The sequence below is a fragment of the Rhodoglobus sp. genome (assembly GCF_053580035.1).
In genome coordinates this window covers 1430748-1450596 of record NZ_JBMDVL010000001.1, presented here as the reverse complement: position 1 = coordinate 1450596, position 19849 = coordinate 1430748, and the positions used below count along the sequence as shown (strand labels likewise).

Annotated in this window: 21 protein-coding genes; 18 read left to right on the top strand and 3 right to left on the bottom strand. The window is 59.2% G+C overall.

The genetic code is table 11. The annotated features are described in order from the left end of the window. The first annotated feature begins 144 nt into the window (after positions 1 to 144). The 18 genes from dnaK (at position 145) to ACOH1Z_RS07020 (ending at position 18157) form a co-directional block, all read left to right on the top strand. On the top strand, positions 145 to 2010 hold the full coding sequence (gene dnaK, locus ACOH1Z_RS07105) for a molecular chaperone DnaK (protein ID WP_449647745.1): 1866 nt from the start codon (positions 145 to 147) through the stop codon (positions 2008 to 2010). Continuing rightward, on the top strand, positions 2011 to 2712 hold the full coding sequence (locus ACOH1Z_RS07100; protein ID WP_449647744.1) for a nucleotide exchange factor GrpE: 702 nt from the start codon (positions 2011 to 2013) through the stop codon (positions 2710 to 2712). It abuts the gene before it with no gap. Between the two features lie 17 nt (positions 2713 to 2729). Next, positions 2730 to 3710 carry a DnaJ C-terminal domain-containing protein gene (locus tag ACOH1Z_RS07095; protein ID WP_449647743.1) on the top strand — a complete coding sequence of 327 codons (981 nt, stop codon included), beginning with the start codon at positions 2730 to 2732 and terminating at the stop codon, positions 3708 to 3710. Positions 3711 to 3715: 5 nt separating this feature from the next. Continuing rightward, the gene (locus tag ACOH1Z_RS07090) at positions 3716 to 4150 is read left to right on the top strand and encodes a heat shock protein transcriptional repressor HspR (protein WP_449647742.1); all 435 of its coding nucleotides are present in this window, start codon (positions 3716 to 3718) and stop codon (positions 4148 to 4150) included. Positions 4151 to 4174: 24 nt separating this feature from the next. After that, positions 4175 to 4960 carry a YqjF family protein gene (locus ACOH1Z_RS07085; RefSeq protein ID WP_449647741.1) on the top strand — a complete coding sequence of 262 codons (786 nt, stop codon included), beginning with the start codon at positions 4175 to 4177 and terminating at the stop codon, positions 4958 to 4960. A gap of 241 nt (positions 4961 to 5201) precedes the next feature. After that, complete coding sequence (locus ACOH1Z_RS07080) at positions 5202 to 6050, top strand: nitrilase-related carbon-nitrogen hydrolase (protein WP_449647740.1); 849 nt, start codon at positions 5202 to 5204, stop codon at positions 6048 to 6050. A 66-nt stretch (positions 6051 to 6116) separates the two neighbouring features. Then, positions 6117 to 7580, top strand: a complete 1464-nt coding sequence (gene hydA / locus ACOH1Z_RS07075; RefSeq protein WP_449647739.1) for a dihydropyrimidinase — start codon at positions 6117 to 6119, stop codon at positions 7578 to 7580. 52 nt (positions 7581 to 7632) lie between these two features. After that, a complete protein-coding gene (locus ACOH1Z_RS07070; protein WP_449647738.1) occupies positions 7633 to 8649 on the top strand; it encodes a TIGR03842 family LLM class F420-dependent oxidoreductase in 1017 nt (338 codons plus the stop codon). 4 nt (positions 8650 to 8653) lie between these two features. Beyond that, on the top strand, positions 8654 to 9535 hold the full coding sequence (locus ACOH1Z_RS07065) for an ABC transporter permease (protein ID WP_449647737.1): 882 nt from the start codon (positions 8654 to 8656) through the stop codon (positions 9533 to 9535). After that, a complete protein-coding gene (locus ACOH1Z_RS07060; protein ID WP_449647736.1) occupies positions 9532 to 10428 on the top strand; it encodes an ABC transporter ATP-binding protein in 897 nt (298 codons plus the stop codon). Before ACOH1Z_RS07065 ends, ACOH1Z_RS07060 begins: the two co-directional genes overlap by 4 nt. Positions 10429 to 10526: 98 nt before the next feature. After that, the gene (locus ACOH1Z_RS07055; protein ID WP_449647735.1) at positions 10527 to 11273 is read left to right on the top strand and encodes an ABC transporter permease; all 747 of its coding nucleotides are present in this window, start codon (positions 10527 to 10529) and stop codon (positions 11271 to 11273) included. A gap of 83 nt (positions 11274 to 11356) precedes the next feature. Continuing rightward, the gene (locus ACOH1Z_RS07050) at positions 11357 to 12499 is read left to right on the top strand and encodes an ABC transporter substrate-binding protein (protein ID WP_449647734.1); all 1143 of its coding nucleotides are present in this window, start codon (positions 11357 to 11359) and stop codon (positions 12497 to 12499) included. Between the two features lie 459 nt (positions 12500 to 12958). After that, positions 12959 to 13903: a hypothetical protein gene (locus ACOH1Z_RS07045; RefSeq protein WP_449647733.1), complete on the top strand. Its 945-nt coding sequence runs from the start codon at positions 12959 to 12961 to the stop codon at positions 13901 to 13903. A 98-nt stretch (positions 13904 to 14001) separates the two neighbouring features. Then, a complete protein-coding gene (locus ACOH1Z_RS07040; RefSeq protein WP_449647732.1) occupies positions 14002 to 14487 on the top strand; it encodes a DUF6153 family protein in 486 nt (161 codons plus the stop codon). Between the two features lie 89 nt (positions 14488 to 14576). Then, entirely contained in the window at positions 14577 to 15167 is a 591-nt protein-coding gene (locus tag ACOH1Z_RS07035) for a DUF305 domain-containing protein (protein ID WP_449647731.1), read from the top strand. Positions 15168 to 15250: 83 nt separating this feature from the next. Then, entirely contained in the window at positions 15251 to 16534 is a 1284-nt protein-coding gene (locus ACOH1Z_RS07030) for an APC family permease (protein ID WP_449647730.1), read from the top strand. A 31-nt stretch (positions 16535 to 16565) separates the two neighbouring features. After that, entirely contained in the window at positions 16566 to 16910 is a 345-nt protein-coding gene (locus ACOH1Z_RS07025) for an ArsR/SmtB family transcription factor (RefSeq protein ID WP_449647729.1), read from the top strand. Further along, positions 16907 to 18157 (top strand): MFS transporter, encoded by a 1251-nt coding sequence (locus ACOH1Z_RS07020; protein WP_449647728.1) that lies wholly within the window; start codon positions 16907 to 16909, stop codon positions 18155 to 18157. The genes ACOH1Z_RS07025 and ACOH1Z_RS07020 overlap by 4 nt, the downstream gene beginning before the upstream one ends. Here ACOH1Z_RS07020 and ACOH1Z_RS07015 read toward each other — a convergent pair. From ACOH1Z_RS07015 to ACOH1Z_RS07005, 3 genes are all read right to left on the bottom strand, one after another. Next, positions 18134 to 18697, bottom strand: a complete 564-nt coding sequence (locus tag ACOH1Z_RS07015; protein ID WP_449647727.1) for a GNAT family N-acetyltransferase — start codon at positions 18695 to 18697, stop codon at positions 18134 to 18136. The two genes, ACOH1Z_RS07020 and ACOH1Z_RS07015, sit on opposite strands and share 24 nt — an antisense overlap. A 75-nt stretch (positions 18698 to 18772) precedes the next feature. Further along, the gene (locus ACOH1Z_RS07010; protein ID WP_449647726.1) at positions 18773 to 19096 is read right to left on the bottom strand and encodes a hypothetical protein; all 324 of its coding nucleotides are present in this window, start codon (positions 19094 to 19096) and stop codon (positions 18773 to 18775) included. Beyond that, positions 19093 to 19785, bottom strand: coding sequence for a hypothetical protein (locus ACOH1Z_RS07005; protein WP_449647725.1), 693 nt, complete (start codon positions 19783 to 19785; stop codon positions 19093 to 19095). Before ACOH1Z_RS07005 ends, ACOH1Z_RS07010 begins: the two co-directional genes overlap by 4 nt. Positions 19786 to 19849: the final 64 nt, after the last annotated feature.

Here is a 19849-nt window from a genome sequence, read left to right as displayed (position 1 = left end):
CGATCTCTCAAGACTGACCTCCACACTTGAGTCATACACACTCAACTTTCAGCTAGCCCGCTTGACTCTCGCTCCGCGGAGGTAGAAACTTGATACCAAGCGACTCAAGTTCGCACACTCAAACGCTTAAAGGAGTAAGAGCACATGGCTCGAGCAGTAGGTATTGACCTCGGAACCACAAACTCAGTGGTTGCCGTACTCGAAGGTGGAGAACCCACCGTCATCGCAAACGCCGAAGGAATGCGCACTACGCCATCCGTCGTCGCATTCACTAAGGATGGCGAAGTCCTCGTTGGTGAAACCGCCAAGCGCCAAGCCGTCACTAACGTTGACCGCACCATCGCATCCGTCAAGCGCCACATCGGCACTGACTGGAAGGTGGAGATCGACGACAAGAAGTACACCCCGCAGGAAATCTCCGCGCGAACGCTTGCCAAGCTCAAGCGCGACGCCGAGCAGTACCTGGGTGAAGACGTCACCGACGCCGTAATTACCGTTCCCGCCTACTTCAACGACGCTGAGCGTCAGGCAACGAAGGAAGCCGGTGAGATCGCTGGCCTCAATGTTCTGCGCATCATCAACGAGCCAACCGCTGCCGCACTCGCGTACGGCCTCGACAAGGGTAAAGAAGACGAACTCATTCTCGTCTTCGACCTTGGTGGCGGAACGTTCGACGTCTCGCTTCTCGAAGTGGGCAAGGACGACGACTTCTCGACCATTCAGGTTAAGTCCACTTCTGGCGACAACCGCCTTGGTGGAGACGACTGGGATGCCCGCGTCGTTGACTACCTGATCCAGCGCTTCAAGGACTCGACCGGTGTCGATGTTTCTGGCGACAAGATCGCGAAGCAGCGCCTCAAGGAAGCTGCCGAGCAGGCCAAGAAGGAACTCTCCTCGCAGATGTCGGCAAGCATTCAGCTTCCGTACCTCTCGCTCACTGAGAACGGCCCAGCCAACCTCGACGAGACCCTCTCTCGCGCCAAGTTCGAAGAACTGACCGCAGACCTCCTCGAGCGCGTGCAGAAGCCATTCAACGACGTCATCAAAGAAGCGGGCGTCAAGCTCGCTGACGTAGCGCACGTAGTGCTCGTTGGTGGATCGACTCGCATGCCCGCCGTTGTTGAGCTCGTCAAGAAGCTCACCGGTGGCAAGGAGCCAAACAAGGGTGTCAACCCTGACGAGGTCGTAGCCGTCGGTGCTGCACTCCAGGCTGGCGTTCTGAAGGGCGAGCGCAAGGACGTTCTGCTCATCGACGTCACTCCGCTGAGCCTCGGTATCGAAACCAAGGGCGGAATGATGACCAAGCTCATCGACCGCAACACTGCCATCCCGACCAAACGAAGCGAAACCTTCACCACGGCGGATGACAACCAGCCTTCCGTATCGATTCAGGTCTTCCAGGGTGAGCGCGAGTTCACTCGCGACAACAAGAACCTCGGAACGTTCGAGCTCACCGGCATTGCACCGGCGCCTCGTGGCATCCCCCAGGTTGAGGTCACGTTCGACATCGACGCTAACGGCATCGTGCACGTGTCCGCCAAGGACAAGGGCACTGGCAAGGAGCAGTCGATGACGATCACGGGTGGCTCAAGCCTCTCGAAGGAAGACATCGAGCGCATGGTTCGCGAGGGCGAAGAGCACGCTGCAGAAGACAAGGCTCGCCGTGAGGCAGCTGAAGTTCGCAACAACGCTGAGCAGCTCGCGTACTCCACCGGAAAGCTCATCACCGACAACGCTGAGAAGCTGCCAGAAGACGTCAAGACTGAGGTTCAGGCCGACGTCGATGCGCTCAACTCGGCACTGGCAAGCGATGACGAAGCGGCCGTAAAGACCGCCTTCGACAAGCTGACCGAAAGCCAGCAGAAGCTTGGCGAAGCAATCTACAAGCACCAGGAAGAAAACCCTGAGGCTGCAGAAGGCGAAGAGGCTCCCGCTGACGAGAACTCTGACGAGGACATCGTTGACGCTGAAGTGGTTGACGACGACGAAGCTGACGCGGACAAGAAGTAGATGTCTGACAAGAACAAAGACCACGACGAGAACCAGGAGCCGGTGATTCGCGATAAACGTCGCGTTGATCCGGAAACCGGTGACATTCGTGCGGCTGACTCGGCTGCTGCAGATTCTTCTGCAGCGGCCGGGGGGCAGTCCGCTGATGAAGCGGATGCTGCTGACGAGCCCGTCGAGACCGTTGACGCGTCGATTGACGCTGAAGCAGACGACGAGCCGGCAGCAGGTGCCGAGTCGCAATTGAGTGCTGAAGATCAGCGCCTGCTCGATGACGCTAGCCGCGATCTGGTTTCTGACATGCGCGATCAGATGTTGCGCGCACAGGCTGAGCTGGTGAACTTCCGCACGCGCGTTGAGCGCGACCGGGCAGCGAACCGCGAATCGGTTATCGCTGACGTCATCCGTTCAATGCTTCCTGCCCTGGACGATCTCGATCGTGCAGATAAGCACGGAGACATTATCGATGGCAGCCCGTTGGCGTTGGTTTCGCAGAAGCTTCACTCCAGTTTCGAGCGGTTCGGTCTTCGCAAGATTGGCGAGAAGGGTGAACTTTTTGACCCCGCTTTCCATGAGGCTGTAGTTCACTTGAACGACCCGGAGGCAACCGAAAACACGATTGCTGACGTGGTTGAGCCGGGCTACATTCTTGGTGAGCGCGTTGTTCGTGCCGCGAGGGTTGCTGTCTCCGGTCCTACTGAATAGGTCGGGGGTGGCGTGTAGTGGCTAGCCAAGATTGGTTCGACAAGGACTTCTACAAGGTGCTCGGGGTATCGAAAGATGTCTCAGCGGCCGACCTCAAAAAAACCTATCGCAAACTCGCGCGCCAGTTTCATCCGGATTCAAATCCGGGAGATCCGAAAGCGGAGTCTCGCTTCAAGGAGATCAGCGAAGCACATTCGGTGCTCTCCGATCCTGAACAGCGCCAAGAATATGATCAGGTTCGCGCTATGGGCTCTGGCGCTCGCTTTCAAGCGGGTGGCCAGTCCGGCGGCTTCGAGGATGTCTTTGGTGGCATGTTCGGTGCGGGTGGCGCGGGCGGTCAACGCTACGGCGGTGGCCAGTCTGGTGCCAGCTTCGAAGATCTTTTGGGTGGCATGTTTGGTGCTCAAGGCGGCCCTGGTGGCGGTGCGGGATTCCGTGGCGGCCCAGCAAAGGGTCGCGACCTAGCGGCAAACACAACGCTCGATTTCGTTACGGCCATTAATGGCGAAACGATTAAATTGCAGCCTGCTGGCGGTCGTCCGATGAACGTCAAGATTCCTGCGGGGGTCAGTGACGGGCAGAAGATCCGCCTCAAAGGCAAAGGCGAGCAGAGCATCAATGGTGGGGAGTCAGGCGATCTGGTTCTCACTGTGACGGTTCGCAAGCATCCGGTATTCGAACGTGAAGGCAACAATCTTCGGGTCGTTGTTCCTGTGACGTTCGCGGAAGCGGTGCTCGGCGCCACCATCGAGGTTCCCACTTTGAGCGGTACACCGGTCAAGTTGAAGGTTGCGGCGGGAACCCCGAGCGGACGAGTATTGCGAGTAAAAGGTCGCGGTGTCACGACGACAAAAGCGACCGGAGATTTGCTTGCCGAAGTGCAAGTGGCGGTTCCGAGCCACATCTCGGAAGCGGCACATGCGCACCTCGAAGCATTTACCCAAGCAATGCCCGCAGAAAACCCGCGGGATGACCTGATGGCTAAAGCCAGGAGGTAATGACAATGGATGAGTCCACGCCAGCTTTTGCGATCGCTGTTGCGGCAGAACTGGCTGGCATGCATCCGCAAACGCTGCGACAGTACGACCGTCTGGGGCTCGTCTCACCAACGAGAACCAGCGGTCGTTCGCGGCGTTATTCCCTGCGCGACGTGATGCAGTTGCGTGAGATCGGCGCCCTCAGTGCCGAAGGACTCAACCTTGAGGGAATCAAACGCATCCTCGATCTCGAAAACCGCGTAAGTGAGCTCACCTCCCGAGTGCACGAACTTGAAGCCGCACTCGCAGATGAACTCCTGGCGAAACCCGGGCGGCGAGTGTTCGCTGCCGGTGCTGCCGGAGAAGTGATCTCCCTCAAGGCAGGAACCAGAGGCGAACGCACTGACCAAGTCGTGCTGTGGCGGCCATTCACGCGACGCGACAATCAACTTCCGCGCTGATGTCATCCCGATGACCGTGTAGCGATGATCTCCTCAGAAGCCCCTCCGCTCGGCAGCGCTGCGATTCTGCGTCAACGCTGGAGTGAAGTCACATTTTTACACTGGCGGGTTGATCCCAGCACCGTCGAGCGCTTCATGCCGGCCGGATGCCGTCCAGACACCATGAACGGCAGCACGTGGGTGGGACTCATCGCGTTTCAGATGTCTCGCAGTTCGTTCTTTGGCGGGCCCCGCATTCCGTGGCTCGGTGACTTTCCCGAAGTCAACGTTCGGCTCTATTCGATTGACGAACAGGGCCGCCGCGGAGTGGTCTTCCTTTCGCTCGAAGCATCCCATCTCATCCCGGTGCTCACAGCGCAGGCCGCTTTTGGATTGCCCTACCGGTGGGCATCGATGCAGATCGGGCAGCGCGACGGAAAAGTTGCCTACACAACGAAACGCTACGGCCAACCGGATGCCGCATCCCACATCATCGTGCGCCCGATTGACGATCCGGCGGCGAGTGTTGCGCTCGCCGCTGACCCGGTTGCGACGTTCTTGACAGCGCGCTGGGGTTTTCACGAAACCCACCGCGGAGCAACCATCTACTGTCGCAATCACCACGAACGGTGGCCGTTACAGCCGGCAGAGCTCGTGCATCTCGACGATGGTTTGCTTGCGGTTGCTGGCTTCGAGGGGCTTGCGGATCGTGCGCCAGACTCGGTGATGTTTGCCACTGAAGTGTCGACTGTGTTTGCGTCTCCGCAGCAACCAATTCGTGTCCGCAAGCCTCGAGCGCGCACTGTATGGGCCACGGCGCGTTCATCATAGTCGTTCTGGTTTTCTGAATCCGGAATGCGTGGTACGGGCGTTCAACGTGGTCTCATCAGCACAAATGAGCATTGCCTCTTTGCGCCGACAGGGACATGATGAGTAACCACAACGTCATATATGCAACACACGATTGAAACGATGAAGCTGCAGAATGAGAGTGCGGGTGCAGTAGCCCGTGCGTAAATCATTTCTCGGCAAATAGCTCAAGGCAACGATGCCGAACAACGCAGGAGGCACCATGACGACGGTCCGCGCAGCAATCACTCAGACAACCTGGACAGGCGACAAGGAGTCGATGATTCAGAAGCATGAGCAGTTCGCTCGTGATGCAAAAGAGCAGGGCGCTCAAGTAATTTGCTTCCAAGAGTTGTTTTACGGCCCGTATTTCGGAATAACTGAAGACAAGAAGTATTACGCCTACGCTGAGCCTGCTGATGGCCCCATAGTGCAGCGTTTTCAGGCCTTGGCTAAAGAGCTAGATATGGTCATGATCCTGCCGATCTATGAAGAGGCGATGACCGGCGTGTATTACAACACCGCTGTCGTTGTTGATTCCGATGGCACCAACCTCGGTTCGTATCGTAAGCACCACATTCCTCACCTCGACCGGTTCTGGGAGAAGTTCTACTTCCGTCCAGGCAACATGGGGTACCCCGTTTTCAACACTGCCGTAGGCCCAATCGGGCTGTACATCTGTTACGACCGCCACTTCCCTGAGGGATGGCGCGAGCTCGGCCTCAACGGTGCCGAAATTGTGTTCAACCCAAACGCCACCAAGCCTGGTCTCTCCAACCGCCTGTGGGAGGTCGAAGGCCCCGCGGCTGCTGTAGCGAACGGCTACTTCGTGCTGCAGCCGAACCGTGTTGGTCGCGAAGACAACGAATACGGTGACCTCGCGGTCGACTTCTATGGAACCAGCCAAGTTATCGACCCGCGCGGCAACTTCGTGGGTGAACGCGGTTCGGGCACTGACGAGGAGATCATGATTCGCGATCTCGACATGGACCTTGTTCGCCAGATGCGTGACGACTGGCAGTTCTACCGTGACCGTCGTCCGGAGTCGTACACCTCGATCCCGAAGCCATAACGTCAGCCCCCGGGCTGTCTTAGCGCCCGGGGAACAGTAGGCACAAGACAAGCAGAGGAGCGAATCATGGCCACCACTCTCATTTCTGGCGGAACAGTCGTCAGCTCAACGGGCCGAGCCCCAGCAGACGTCCTTATCGACGGCGAAGTAATCAAGGCCGTGCTGTCACCGGGCAGCACGCTTTTTGGAACCGACATTGCGGCATCCGTCGATCACGTTATTGATGCCACGGGAAAGTACGTCATTCCTGGCGGCATCGATGCCCACACTCATATGGAGCTGCCGTTCGGCGGCACTGCGGCGATCGACACGTTTGAGACGGGCACTCGCGCTGCAGCGTGGGGTGGCACTACTTCGATCATCGACTTTGCGGTGCAGACCTATGGAACTCACATTCAGGATGCTCTCGCCGAGTGGCACCAGAAGGCGGCGGGCAATTGCGCCATCGACTATGGCTTTCACCAGATCGTCGGAGACGTGACGCCGGAGTCACTCAAAGCGATGGCAAAGCTGCCAGATGAGGGCATCACAAGCTTCAAAATGTTCATGGCCTATCCGGGAGTTTTCTACTCGGATGACGCGCAAATTCTGAAGGCGATGCAAGTGTCACGCGACACCGGCATGATGACGATGATGCACGCCGAGAATGGTCCCGTCATCGATGTTCTCGCCGAGCAGCTCGTGGCGCAGGGCAAGACTGACCCGTACTATCACGGTGTTGCTCGCGCCTGGGAGATGGAAGAGGAAGCTACTCACCGGGCAATCATGCTCGCGAAGCTCACCGGTGCCCCGCTCTATATTGTGCACGTGAGTGCGAAGCAAGCGGTCGAGCAGATCGCCGGCGCTCGTGACCGCGGCCAGAACGTGTTCGCGGAAACCTGCCCCCAGTACCTCTACTTGAGTCTCGAAGAACAACTCGGTGCTCAGAGCGAGCAGTACGGTCACTTCGAGGGCGCCAAGTGGGTGTGCTCAACTCCGCTTCGCTCGCGCGAAGAGGGACATCAGGATGCCATGTGGCAGTCGCTGCGTACGAACGATGTGCAAATGGTCTCTACCGATCACTGCCCGTTCTGCATGAAAGATCAGAAAGAGTTGGGCCTTGCGGATTTCCGCAAGATCCCGAACGGAATCGGCACTGTCGAACACCGCATGGACCTCATGTATCAGGGGGTTGTCACGGGAGAAATCACCCTCGAACGCTGGGTCGAACTGACGAGCACCACCCCCGCTCGCATGTTTGGTGTTTACGGACGCAAGGGCGTCATCCAGCCAGGAGCTGACGCCGACATCGTCGTCTATGACCCTCGTGGCCACACCTCGATCGGCATGCCGGTCGATGAAAACGGTAACCCCACGGGCAAGAAGCACCACATGAACATGGACCACGCGGCCTGGGAAGGCTTCGAGGTCGATGGTCACGTGGACACCGTCATCTCTCGCGGCAAGGTCATCGTCGATGGCGATCAGTACCTAGGAACGAAGGGTGATGGGCGTTTCATGAAGCGTGGTCTCACTCAGTACCTGACCTAGAGCGTTCTTCGCGGCATCCGACCTATCTTTCCCACCACGAATGAGGAGCCCCATGGACTTCGGAGCAGTACTACAGACCAACCCGCCAGCATCGCGAACGGTGCAACTTGCCAAGCTGGCTGAAGCACACGGCTTCAGTCACGTCTGGACGTTCGACTCGCACATTCTGTGGCAAGAGCCCTACGTGATCTATAGCCAGATTTTGGCCGAAACTCGCAAGATCAAGATCGGGCCGATGGTGACGAACCCGGCGACTCGCGACTGGACTGTTACGGCATCCACTTACGCGACCCTCAACGAGATGTACGGCAACCGCACGATCTGTGGGATCGGCCGCGGCGACTCGGCGGTGCGCGTGACCAACGGGAAGCCGACAACGCTGAAGGATCTGCGGGAATCGATTCATGTCATCCGCGAACTCGCGAACTCGCGCTCCGTTGAATATGGCGGGGCCCAGCTGCAGTTTCCGTGGAGCAAAGGCTCCGAACTTGAAGTATGGGTTGCCGCCTATGGCCCGCTCGCGCTCAAACTCACCGGTGAAGTCGGGGACGGGTTCATCCTGCAACTAGCCGACGTCGATATTGCCGAATGGATGATCAAGAAGGTGCGCGACGCTGCTGAGGCTGTCGGGCGTGACCCCATGTCGATCAAGTTCTGTGTCGCCGCCCCCATGTACATCGGCGATGACTGGGAACACATGCGCGACCAGTGTCGCTGGTTCGGTGGCATGGTCGGCAACCACGTTGCCGACATCGTCAAGAAGTACGGTGCGGATGGTGACGTGCCCAAGGCCCTCACCGACTACATCAAGGAACGCGAAGGCTACGACTATAACGAGCACGGGCGGGCGGGCAACACCCATGCCGCCTTCGTGCCCGATGAGATCGTTGACCGCTTCTGCGTGATGGGCACCGCCGAACAGCACATCGAGAAGCTCGAGAAACTGCGAGCACTCGGTGTCGATCAATTCGCTGGGTATCTGCAACACGACAACAAGGAAGAGACACTGCGGGTCTACGGCGAGACGGTGATTCCCGCCTTCGCTGATCACGTCGCTGCGAAGGCCTGAGCTGATGACAGCGCGCCCTCGCCTTGTCGGCGGTTTTATGTGGGGTTTGGCTGGAGCGCTGCTGATCGCTCTCGTGTGGGAGGGATACAAGTTCTTCGGGCCAGCCGATGGTCTATCAATCGGCGAGCTTCGTGTTCTCCCGCGAACCACCGACCTCGCGATGCCGCACCTGTGGGACATGATGGTGCGACTTGCCGAGCCCGTGACGCGAGCCGACGGTGCATTGCCGCTGTGGGCAGTGGTTGCGCTTGCCGCGCTCACGACGCTCGGCATTGCCGCGGCAGGGTGGGCAGTCGGGGTCGTCGTTGGCGTCGGTTTTGCTCTACTCATGCAGCGCTGGCGGCTGGCCGAATTCGGGCTGTTGCCGTGGATCGTGATCAGCCAAACCGTTCCCCTCATCGCGTTCGCTCCGGTCGTCAAAAGTTGGGGTTCGCGCGTGGAGATTGGCAGCTTCGAGTGGCAAGACTGGATGTCGGTCGCCCTGATTGCGAGCTACCTTGCGTTCTTTCCGATCACGGTCGGCGCGCTTAAGGGGTTGCAGTCTCCTGACCGCATCCATCTAGAACTTTTCGAAACCTATGCCTCGGGGTATTGGTCAACGCTCAAGCAGTTGCGTTTTCCGGCAGCAGTGCCCTTTCTCTTGCCTGCACTCCGACTCGGGGCTGCGAACGCGGTCATCGGCGCGGTGGTCGCCGAAGTATCAACGGGGCTTCAGGGTGGTATCGGCCGGCTGCTCATCCAATTCGCCGGGCAAGCCTCCGGCGACCCGGCGAAAGCGTGGGGACCAATATTCGGCGCAATCGTGCTTGGTCTTGTTGCGGCCGGCTCGGTCGCTCTGCTCAGCGTGATTCTCAAGGACTACCGACGAACAGAGGAGGCCGCGTGAGCGACCAGATCCTAAACAGCGCAGCGACTACTGATGCGCTACCTGCTGCAGGCGAGACGGATGCCGTGGCAGTTTCGGTACGCGGCGTCAACAAGCAGTTCCAGACAGCAACCGGGGTGGTTCACGCTCTCGAAGCAATCGATCTCACTGTTTCGGCTGGCGAGTTCGTCTCGCTGATCGGCCCTTCGGGTTGTGGCAAGTCAACGCTCATGAGACTCATTGCTGATCTTGACGATCCGACCTCGGGTGAGCTGATGGTGTTCGGTAAGACAACAACGCAGGCGCGCCTTGACCAGGACTACGGCATCGCGTTCCAACAGGCGGGGCTGCTGCCGTGGCGAACGGTGGCGGCGAACGTTGCGCTTCCGCTCGAACTGCACGGCGTGGCATCCGCTGATCGTCGCACTCGGGTTGCCGACCTTCTCGACATGGTCGGGCTCACCGAGTTCGCTGATCGTTTTCCTGACCAGCTCTCAGGCGGCATGCAGCAGCGGGTGGCGATAGCGCGCTCGTTGGCTGAGCAGCCACGACTGCTGCTGATGGATGAGCCGTTCGGTGCCCTCGATGAGATGACGCGCGAAAAGATGCAAACCGATCTCGTGCGCATTGCCGCCGATACCGGGGCAGCTGTTGTCTTCGTGACGCACTCGATTCCGGAGGCGGTGTTCCTTTCTGACCGCGTTGTCGTGATGTCGCCGCGGCCCGGACGTATTAGCCAGATCGTGCCCATGCAACTGAATGCTATTGATGGTCGACAAGAGCGCTCGGATGATCTTCGTGAAGAGTCATCGTTCTTCGAAATGGTGACAGAGGTGCGCGAAGCACTGCACGGTGGCGCCTCGGATTCTCCCGGGGACGAACCGCGCCAGGCGCGGGGAGTGGACACCCGATGACAGCCACATCAGCAAATGCAATCGTCAATGGCCGTTCCGGAACCGGGGCGCGCCGAAGCAAGGGGTGGAGCCCCAGAACAGAATCCACGCTGCGTATAGTGGCGCCGATCTCGTTCGGGCTGATCGTTCTCGGTATTTGGCAATTGCTCGTTACCGTGGGTGGGGTCGACGACTACCTGCTGCCGAGCCCCACGTCTATCGTGGCCGAGCTTGTCGAATTCTGGCCCTCCGTCGTTTCTGCAACGGCGCTCACAGGCAGCAATAGTTTGATCGGATTGCTGGTCGGTTCGCTGTTTGGCATCGTGTTTGCGGCAATCTCTGCGCGCTGGCGCATTGCCGACCAGATGAGTGCACCGATTGTCGCGGCGCTCGCTGTAGTTCCCATCGTTGCTCTCGCTCCTGTGCTCAACTCGATGTTCGGGGCGGACAGCCAGTTTGGTCGTCAGGCGATCGCGGCGATCGCGTCGTTTGTTCCGATCTTCATCAATACGTTGCGCGGGTTCCGGCAAACTAAGCCAGTGCACCGTGACCTGATGAAGGCGTATGCCGCGAATTCTGGCCAAATGCTGAAGTCGCTCACCCTGCCAACCGCACGACCGTTCATTCTGACGGGCATCCGCATCGCCTCATCGCTTGCCGTGATTTCGGCGCTCGTCGCCGAGTACTTCGGTGGGCCGCGCGGTGGGCTCGGCAGTCTGATTGCTACCTCGGCTGCCTCGAGCGCCTACTCCCGCGCGTGGGCCTATGTTGGGGCATCCATTGCTTTGGGTTTGCTTTTCTATCTTGCGACGCTCGCGCTTGAAAGACTTGTGTTGCGTCGTGTACCGACCGGGGGCTCCCGCTAACAGCAGAGAACGAGAAAGGAGAAGTTCGCACCACCAGCTCTACCAGCAGTATCCACTTGCACCGTGAATCTGGAAGGTCTGACATGAAGTTCACCAAACGCCGCGCACTCGCGGCCGGAGCGTTTGCCGTTACGGCAGCGTTCCTTCTCACAGCATGCTCACCGAGCGATGGGGGAGACAGCGGTTCCGCTGACGGCCTCACCGAAGTGAAGCTCCAACTTCAGTGGCTCCCGCAGGGCCAGTTCGCCGGCTACTTCGCGGCAGCCGATCAGGGCTTCTTCGAAGAAGAGGGCCTCGATGTCGAAATCATCCCCTCTGGCGGTGACATTGTGCCGCAGGATGCTCTCGCCAATGGCGACGTTGACTACGCCATCGCGTGGGTTCCTAAGGTGCTTGGCTCGATCGAGCAGGGTGCCAACCTCACTAACATCGCCCAAATTTTCCAGAAGTCAGGCACCCTCCAGGTGTCGTGGGCTGACTCGGGTATCGACTCGGTCGCCGACTTCGAGGGCAAGAAGATCGGTTCGTGGGGCTTCGGAAACGAGTGGGAAATCTTCGCGGCCATGGCTGCTGAGGGCCTCGACTCCTCGACCGTGCAGATCATCACGCAGGACTTCAACATGAACGCGTTCCTGCAGGGTGACATCGATGCAGCTCAGGCGATGACGTACAACGAGTACGCGCAGCTGCTTGAGTCAACCGACCCTGACACGGGAGAGCTGTACCAGCCCTCTGACTTCAACGTCATCAGCTACGAAGACACCGTTGGTGCGATGCTCCAGGATGCAATCTGGGCTGACACCGAACGTCTCGACAGTGACGAGGACTACCAAGACACGACAGTCAAGTTCTTGAAGGCTGTTGTTAAGGGCTGGATCTACGCCGCGGAGAACCCTGAAGCTGCTGCAGAAGGCACTGTTGCTGCCGGTTCCGGTTGGGGGCCAAGCCACGAACTGTGGATGGTCAACGAAACCAACAAGCTGATCTGGCCGGCCGCCAATGGAATCGGTGTCATCGATGAAGCCTCGTGGGACCGCACCGTTGAGGGCGCAATCAGTGCCGTCAACGAGACGGGCGCAAGCCCCATCACTACAGCGCCACCGGAATCCGCTTGGACAAACGACTGGATCCTCAAGGCGCTCGAAGAACTCGAGGCCGACGGTGTCGATACCACCGGCGGAGACTTCGCCCCGATCGACGTCACCCTTCTTGAGGGTGGCAACTAGTCGAACTGAATAGCCGCTAGTCGGATGCCGCCCTTACGCTTGTGAGGGCGGCATTCGTTTATCAGAAGCACTGTTTCATCGCTCAGGAAGGCCCGCGCCATGACCGACCACTACGACGATCTCGACGCGTATGCGCTCGAGCTTGACGAAGCGATGGTGATTGGCGGCGCGGGGCTGACGCTCGAAGTGGGGTGAGGCGAGGGCGATAAAGTGCGGCTCGCCTGCTCAGTCGATTCGTATACTTGGGTGAAACTCAATTCTTAAATTCGGTGAGGGGATGCACGTGGTCAGCATCAACGGTTGGCTGCAAGCGCGATGAGTTTCACGCCTAGAGACCTGAGCAGAGAACAAGCAGAGTTATATCTCGCGCACACGGAAGCCACCCGAGAACTCAGGCTCACTGAACTGGCTCATTGGATGGCGGCAAGCCGGGGGCCTATCGGTGAAATGGATGGGTCCGTGGCGAGTGTGCATACGCTGTGGGAATGGTCGATTAGGTTCATTGATTCACGCGCAGTGAAGATGATTCCTCGAGACCAGCTCACAGACCAAGACATCATGTTTGGCGAGTCTCCTGAAGTCGCCAACCGGCGAAGGTTCTCTGTTGCGCAGGCCGCGCCGATTTACATGCTCGAGGTCCTCCGCCGTTTAGATCCCACTACTCATCTCGGTATTCAGATGGAGGGGGACGCGACTCACGAGAACTTTCAGAAGCTCATCTATCGGTCGAAATTTCCGTTTGAGGCCACACCGCAGCTCTCTGACGTCGATTTGTGGTTCTCGCTGGGGAAGGTCTTCCGCGGGATACTTCCACCGGAGAAGATCTCGGGTTGGTTCGCGAACTCGTTCACGAATTGGGCGGAGTTGGCGGATGGTGATTCTGGCGGTGAGTCGATTCTTGCACCGATGGCGTCACGGCCACTGAGCGACTTTGACGATGTTCCGCGCCCTCCGGTGTTCTTCGAGCCCAAGCTTGGCGGCAAGCCGGGAAAGCCGGAGAAGCCGAAGAAGTCACCCAAGGACTACGCGGAGCTCGAAGAGTCAGAGTTCATGCTCGCCCCGCGCCGGTACGACCCCGACAACCTGGCCGCAGGAAAGAAGTTCAACGCAGCGAAACTGCACAAAGCTCTGCTCGCGATGGACGAGTCCCTCGGTGGTGGTGGCACGATCACTGACCCTGCAGAGTGGATCACCCAAGACACCACTGAGTTGGCGCTCGGCGATTTCGCCGGCGTGACGATCTTTGCCGAGGATGGAGCGGTGCGGGCAGTGGGAATTGAACTGGGATCGCCGACTAAGCAGCAGTGGCGCACCCTTTACCCGCAACTGCGCCGTCTTGCGAGAACTCTCTGGGTGCACTTCGCGCCGGCGGAGTCTGAAAGCTGGGCTTCGAACCGGGAGTAGCTATTCCTGGGGCACAGAGTCACGGTGATTGCACAGGGGAATGATCCAGAATCTGTGCAGAGCAACCGGAGATTTTCGCTTGTAGAACAGTGAGAGCTATGACCCCCATCGCCGCAAAACGAGCACATCGTCGCGTTGACGCTGCGCCCGCACAGCACGTGGGCGCTTCTTTCTCCCGCCTTCTGGGGGAGACGTGGCGGTTCGTCGCGATGGCCTGCCTCGCGCTGGCACTCATCACGGGCATTGTGGCGATGCACTCACTTGTGTCGCCCTCCTCTCATTCTGAGTCGGCGATGGCGGCCACTATGTCGATGGGGAGCGCCACCGTCGAGGAAGCTACGTTGATTACCTCAACGCTGACTGCAGTCGACTGCTCGGGATGTGGCGACGACGCATCAATGGTTCTCATGTGGTGTGTGCTTGCGCTTCTCACTGTCTCGCTTCTCTTCGCAGCGCCCAGGCTGGTGCCGGGGTGGGGCCAATACGTTGAGCAGAGGTTGATTCCTGCTGCGCGCTTCACCTGGCGGGCCCGCACGGCACCGCCGCGCCCTGATCTCGACAGTCTCTGCATCAGTCGCACCTAGGAGGCGCACTGTCGATTTAGTTCGACGCGCCTTACGCGGGACCGTTCTGGTCGCGCGCCTATCAGTGACTAATTTGGAGAACTTGAGAGATGAAAATTCGTTCCGCGGCTACGGCCGCAATTGCCCTGACTGCGCTGCTCGCGCTCTCGGGGTGCGCAAACGCTATGACCCAATCTGGTCAAAGCCCTGACTCATCGCCCACGGACTCAGCCACGATCGCTGATGCGAACAGCGCAGATGTCATGTTTACGGTCATGATGATTCCCCACCATGAGCAGGCCGTTGAGATGGCTGACATGGTGTTGGTGAAGGAGGGCATTGACGAGCGTGTAGTCACGCTCGCCCAAGAGATCAAGGCAGCTCAAGGCCCTGAAATCGAGCTCATGACCTCGTGGCTAGAAGGCTGGGGTGTCGGGGTGACAGACGGTATGGACGGTATGGGTCACGGCGATGGGATGATGAGTGACTCCGACATGGCCGACCTCGAAGCAGCAGACGGAAACGATGCGTCGCGCTTGTTCCTCGAGCAGATGATTGTGCATCACGAGGGCGCTATCGACATGGCCGAGTTGGAAATCGATTCGGGAGAAAACGCTGATGTCCTTGCTCTTGCCCAGAAGATCATGGCTGCGCAGACCGTTGAAATTTCGCTCATGCGGAGCATCATTAGTTCGCTGTAGCGACGTGGGGTCCGCCGTTCTCGGGCGGCGGGCCATTGCCCTCGCGTATTGCTCAATTGGCTCTGGAACGGAAAGGTATTCGTATGGCCACTCGCACAAATAAAATCTCGCTCATGGGCTCAGTGTCGTTGGGCACGGGGGTGATGATCGGCGCGGGAATCTTCGCTCTCGTTGGCCAGGTCGCAGAATTCGCCGGAGACTTCTTCCCGCTCGCGTTCTTGCTTGGCGCGATAGTGGCCGCTATTAGCTCGTATTCGTACGTGCGCTATTCGAGCGTGAATCCCTCCTCGGGCGGAATCGCGATGCTGTTGAAGGATGCCTATGGCCCAGGAGTGGTCGCCGGTTCATTCTCGCTATTCATGTACGTCTCGATGGTGGTGGCTGAGAGCCTGTTGGCGCGCACGTTCGGCACCTACCTGCTTCGCCCCTTCGGCTTGCAGGATTCTGTGATTCTGGTTCCCATCCTGGGCGTTGCCGCCATCGCCACAGCTGCGATTGTGAACTTCGTCGGCAATACCCTCGTCGAACGCTCGGCAACGATTACGGCAATCGCCAAGATCATCGGGATCGCCGTGCTCGCTATTGCCGGCCTTATCGGTGTCGCGGTTGGCGGTGACGGATTCTTGTCGAAGTCGTCGGGGGACTCGATCAGCATCGTTGGGGTTCTGGCCGGAACAACGTTGTGCGTTCTCGCCTATAAGGGCTTCACGACGATCACTAATCAGGGTGACGACATCCGTGACCCGAAGCGAAACATCGCTCGCTCCATCCTCATCTCTCTGGCGATCTGCACCTTCCTGTACCTGTTGATCACGGTGTCTGTGAGTTCGAGCATCGGTGCGAGCGGAGCGGTGGATGCTCGCAACTACGCTTTGGCGCAAGCGGCGGAACCGTTCTTCGGCGCGTGGGGTGTCGGTATTACCGTTGCGATCGCCGTGGTCGCGACGCTGTCTGGGCTGCTGGCGAGTCTGTACTCGGTGTCGCGGCTTTACGCGATGCTGCAAGAGATGAAGCAGGCTCCGTCGTTGCCAAAGTCGGTTCCTCATCAGCCCATGATCATCACCGCGGGGCTGGCCATTCTCGTCACCGTCTTTCTCGATCTCAGCCAGATCGCGTCGATGGGCGTCTTCCTCTATCTGACGATGGATATGGCGGTGCAGTGGGGGGTCATCCGCCGGCTGCGGGCGAAGATTGAAGCTCGGATTTGGCTGCCGGTGCTGACGATTGTGCTCGACCTTGCGATCCTGATTCCGTTCGCTGTTCTCAAGGTGCAGAGCGATCTCTTCACCGTGATCGTGGCCGTCGCGGTAGCAGCCGCCATTGTTGTGGCTCAGGTGGTGACGGTTCGAACGCGTTCGAATCACTAAAGGTAGAGGTCCCGGGAGCTAGTATCTAAGCATGCATGCGGATACGAAGATAGAAAGAATCCAGCCAGATAGCGACTACGTGGAGATCGCCGTCGAGGTGTTTCGACTGCTGGCGGATGCCACAAGGATTCGTATTGTGCTTGCGCTGCAAGATGACGAGCTGTCGGTGAACCATCTCGCCGACATCGTTGACCGGAGTCCGGCATCCGTGTCTCAACATTTGGCAAAGTTGCGCTGGGGCAAACTCGTGCTGGTGCGCAAGCACGCCAATCGCGTGTTTTACCGCCTCACCGATGAGCACGCGAAACGGCTAGTGGTCGAGGCTATTCTGCAGGCTGAACACACTGTGGATGAATCGCCAGCGCACCACGCATGATCGAGGTTCTGCGCAATAAGACGTACCGCGCACTGTTCAGCGCTCAAGTGATCGCTCTACTCGGAACAGGGTTGCTCACAGTCGCATTGGGGCTGCTGGCCTTCGACCTTGCCGGCGACGCTGCGGGGCGAGTGCTGGGTACGGCTCTCACGATCAAGATGGTCGCCTACGTGGGTGTCGCGCCTGTAGTCGCTGCGCTAGTTGACCGGATTCCCAAGAAGGCAGTGTTGGTGGGCGCTGACGCGGTGCGGTTCGCAATCGCGTTGATGCTGCCCTTCGTTACGGAAGCGTGGCACATCTATGTGCTGGTATTCGTTCTGCAATCTGCATCGGCAACCTTTACCCCTGCATTCCAATCGCTGATCCCCGCGGTGGTGCCAGAGGCACGCAACTACACGCAAGCTTTGTCGCTATCTAGGCTCGCTTACGATCTCGAGGCCCTGCTGAGTCCAACCATTGCCGCAGTACTCCTGATCGTTGTCAGTTACAACCACTTGTTCGTCGGAACGGCAATCGGTTTCGCTGGGTCTGCGGTACTGGTCTTGGCCACTGCACTGCCGCCGCATCTTTCAGGTGGAGATTCCGGCACATTCTGGCAGCGGCTTCCGGCCGGCGCGCTGGTGTTCTTTCGCACCCCAAGCTTGCGGTTCCTGCTGTTCACCAACGTGGTTGTGGCAGCGGGAACGGCGATCGTTCTCGTGAACTCAGTTGTTTATGCAAAGGGAATTTTCGAACTCAACGATGCCGCGTTGGCAATTGTTCTCGGCGCGTATGGAGTTGGTTCTCTCATTGTGGCGGTGAACGTACCGAGGCTTGTCGATCGCATCGGCGTGACGCGCACGATGCTCAGTGGCACTGTGCTTGTGGTTAGCGGTCTGACGGCTGCGATCGTCGTCACGGTTTTCGCTGTCACCACCTCGACCGGATGGTGGGCGCTTCTCGCGACCTGGCTGATACTCGGGATGGGAACTTCCCTCATCAGCACACCGTCGTCGAGGTTGCTTGCAGAGGCATCTAATCCTGACAACCGCAATCTCGTCTATACCGCCCAGTTCGCGCTGTCGCACGCGTGCTTCCTGGTCACCTATCCGCTGGCGGGATGGCTTGGGGCTATAAGCCTTCCGATCGCCACAGCCACGCTCGCCGTTGTTGCGCTGGTCGGCACTGTCGGCGCGTTCACGATTCGTCGCCGCGCTATAGGCCTCGCAAATTACTGGGAGAGCCTAGCGCCACGGCTTGTCGGCTAAGGCTGAGGCGACGAGTTCGAGCCTCTTCTCAAGAACTTCGAACTGGAGGTCGTCACGCCTCGGTGTGCCGACGCGTTCATCGCCGTAGGGGAACGGCTTCGTGATGCCGGTGCGCGCATAGCCGCGTCGCTCGTAGAACGCGATCAGCTCTGCGCGCGCATCGATCACCGTCATCTGCATAACGGTCACGCCCCACTCGCGGGCGGCGTAGTTCTCGGCCTCCGTGAGCACGAGGCTTCCTAGACCGGCGGACTGCTGGTTGGGGTCGACCGCGAACATCCCGAAGTAGCCGTGCTCATTCTCGTCGGCGACGTGGGCGCACGCTACAAGTTGATCGCCACGCTCCGCGAGCACGATCGTTGAACGTGGTCTGGCGAGGTCAGAGTGAAGGGCTTCCGCGTCAATGCGCTCGCCATCGATCAAGTCGGCCTCGCTCGTCCATCCGGTGCGGCTGGACTCGCCGCGGTAGGCCGCAGTGACAAGCTTCAGCAGCGCCGGGATGTCGTTGGTTGTGGCGGCGCGGAAACTCAGGGTTGTCATGCCAGCAGCCTAGGCGCGATCGGTGAGCGACCGTGAACACAGTACGGAGCCGATGGCGCGGGTCCCATGCTGGCCTTACGAAACAGGTCTCACGTTGAGCGTCTCGGTTTCGCTATTGGGGATGAAAAGCTCCTGATCCGAGCAGATCGGGCCCGCGATTCCGACGAACGCGCCCGACTCGAAATCTGCCCGCACTTCGTCCGGGATGCATCCAACGCCGAGGACGACGGTTGCGCCACGTGAGGGAACGATAAATGTGTCGTCTCCTGTTGTGATGCTTACATCGCTCGAGCTTTCGTTGGTGATGGTCACATCGCCACCACCCGTGCATGCTGTCAGCGCTGCCGTCATTGTCAGGAGAAGAAGCCCGCTATGAGCGAGTCTGTTGTGGTTACTCATGACTCTCCTTTCTGCTGGTTGCGAGTGGTGAACTCAAGTGTGACGAACGGGAGATACTCGCGTGCAACTACCGCGGTGAGTGTTCCGCCGCTCGCGAGCTTCGCACCCACCGCGTACACAAAAGGGTCAGTGTCAATCTCGACGCCTGGCATCATTTCTCCGTCGATCGTGACGTCAATGGGTCGCGTAGCCCTGCGCTCTGGCAAGTGTGTCGGCGCCTCCCCATCGTGCGCGCTGAGTCCGAGCTCTTCGCGAAACTGATTCATGAGGATGTAGTTGGCGTGTTGGTTGAGGAGGAATTCGACAGCACTCCACTCCGATTCCTCGCGGTGCCAATGCGTCTGGGCCACCTCCCACAGCGACGGATATCGCATCATTTCGACCCGCTCGATCAACCACGCCGGTCGCGGCGGCACCTCTTCGATCGCACGGCGAGCGCTGTCATCCAGCTCAGCAAGGTTTGCGGGGTCAGACTTGTCGTCAGGATTGCGCCACAGGGTGGCTGAGATGCTGGCGGACATGGACGAATAGCCCTCACTGTCGCTCGCAGAACTGACGCTGACATCCGTCTCGTCTACCGAGCTCTGAGCGGCGAACCCCATCACCGGGATGGGCATCTGGCGCAACAGTGCAGCATGGTGTGCCCGTGGGTCAGGCGCGTCTTCGGGAAGAACGCCGGTGAAATTCATGTTCTCATCGTGCGCTGCCGCGAGAAAAATGACAAGTGCTCGACACGAGGATTCCGGTGAAGGG

What these genes read in the sequence shown, in the direction of transcription:
- ACOH1Z_RS07020 (WP_449647728.1), top strand. Translation starts at nt 16,907, where the DNA reads ATGATCGAGGTTCTGCGCAATAAGACGTACCGCGCACTGTTCAGCGCT.
- ACOH1Z_RS07070 (WP_449647738.1), top strand. Translation starts at nt 7,633, where the DNA reads ATGGACTTCGGAGCAGTACTACAGACCAACCCGCCAGCATCGCGAACG.
- ACOH1Z_RS07090 (WP_449647742.1), top strand. Translation starts at nt 3,716, where the DNA reads ATGGATGAGTCCACGCCAGCTTTTGCGATCGCTGTTGCGGCAGAACTG.
- ACOH1Z_RS07080 (WP_449647740.1), top strand. Translation starts at nt 5,202, where the DNA reads ATGACGACGGTCCGCGCAGCAATCACTCAGACAACCTGGACAGGCGAC.
- ACOH1Z_RS07005 (WP_449647725.1), bottom strand. Translation starts at nt 19,785, where the DNA reads ATGAATTTCACCGGCGTTCTTCCCGAAGACGCGCCTGACCCACGGGCA.
- ACOH1Z_RS07040 (WP_449647732.1), top strand. Translation starts at nt 14,002, where the DNA reads ATGACCCCCATCGCCGCAAAACGAGCACATCGTCGCGTTGACGCTGCG.
- ACOH1Z_RS07010 (WP_449647726.1), bottom strand. Translation starts at nt 19,096, where the DNA reads ATGAGTAACCACAACAGACTCGCTCATAGCGGGCTTCTTCTCCTGACA.
- ACOH1Z_RS07015 (WP_449647727.1), bottom strand. Translation starts at nt 18,697, where the DNA reads ATGACAACCCTGAGTTTCCGCGCCGCCACAACCAACGACATCCCGGCG.
- ACOH1Z_RS07050 (WP_449647734.1), top strand. Translation starts at nt 11,357, where the DNA reads ATGAAGTTCACCAAACGCCGCGCACTCGCGGCCGGAGCGTTTGCCGTT.
- ACOH1Z_RS07030 (WP_449647730.1), top strand. Translation starts at nt 15,251, where the DNA reads ATGGCCACTCGCACAAATAAAATCTCGCTCATGGGCTCAGTGTCGTTG.
- ACOH1Z_RS07100 (WP_449647744.1), top strand. Translation starts at nt 2,011, where the DNA reads ATGTCTGACAAGAACAAAGACCACGACGAGAACCAGGAGCCGGTGATT.
- hydA (WP_449647739.1), top strand. Translation starts at nt 6,117, where the DNA reads ATGGCCACCACTCTCATTTCTGGCGGAACAGTCGTCAGCTCAACGGGC.
- ACOH1Z_RS07065 (WP_449647737.1), top strand. Translation starts at nt 8,654, where the DNA reads ATGACAGCGCGCCCTCGCCTTGTCGGCGGTTTTATGTGGGGTTTGGCT.
- ACOH1Z_RS07035 (WP_449647731.1), top strand. Translation starts at nt 14,577, where the DNA reads ATGAAAATTCGTTCCGCGGCTACGGCCGCAATTGCCCTGACTGCGCTG.
- ACOH1Z_RS07085 (WP_449647741.1), top strand. Translation starts at nt 4,175, where the DNA reads ATGATCTCCTCAGAAGCCCCTCCGCTCGGCAGCGCTGCGATTCTGCGT.
- ACOH1Z_RS07025 (WP_449647729.1), top strand. Translation starts at nt 16,566, where the DNA reads ATGCATGCGGATACGAAGATAGAAAGAATCCAGCCAGATAGCGACTAC.
- dnaK (WP_449647745.1), top strand. Translation starts at nt 145, where the DNA reads ATGGCTCGAGCAGTAGGTATTGACCTCGGAACCACAAACTCAGTGGTT.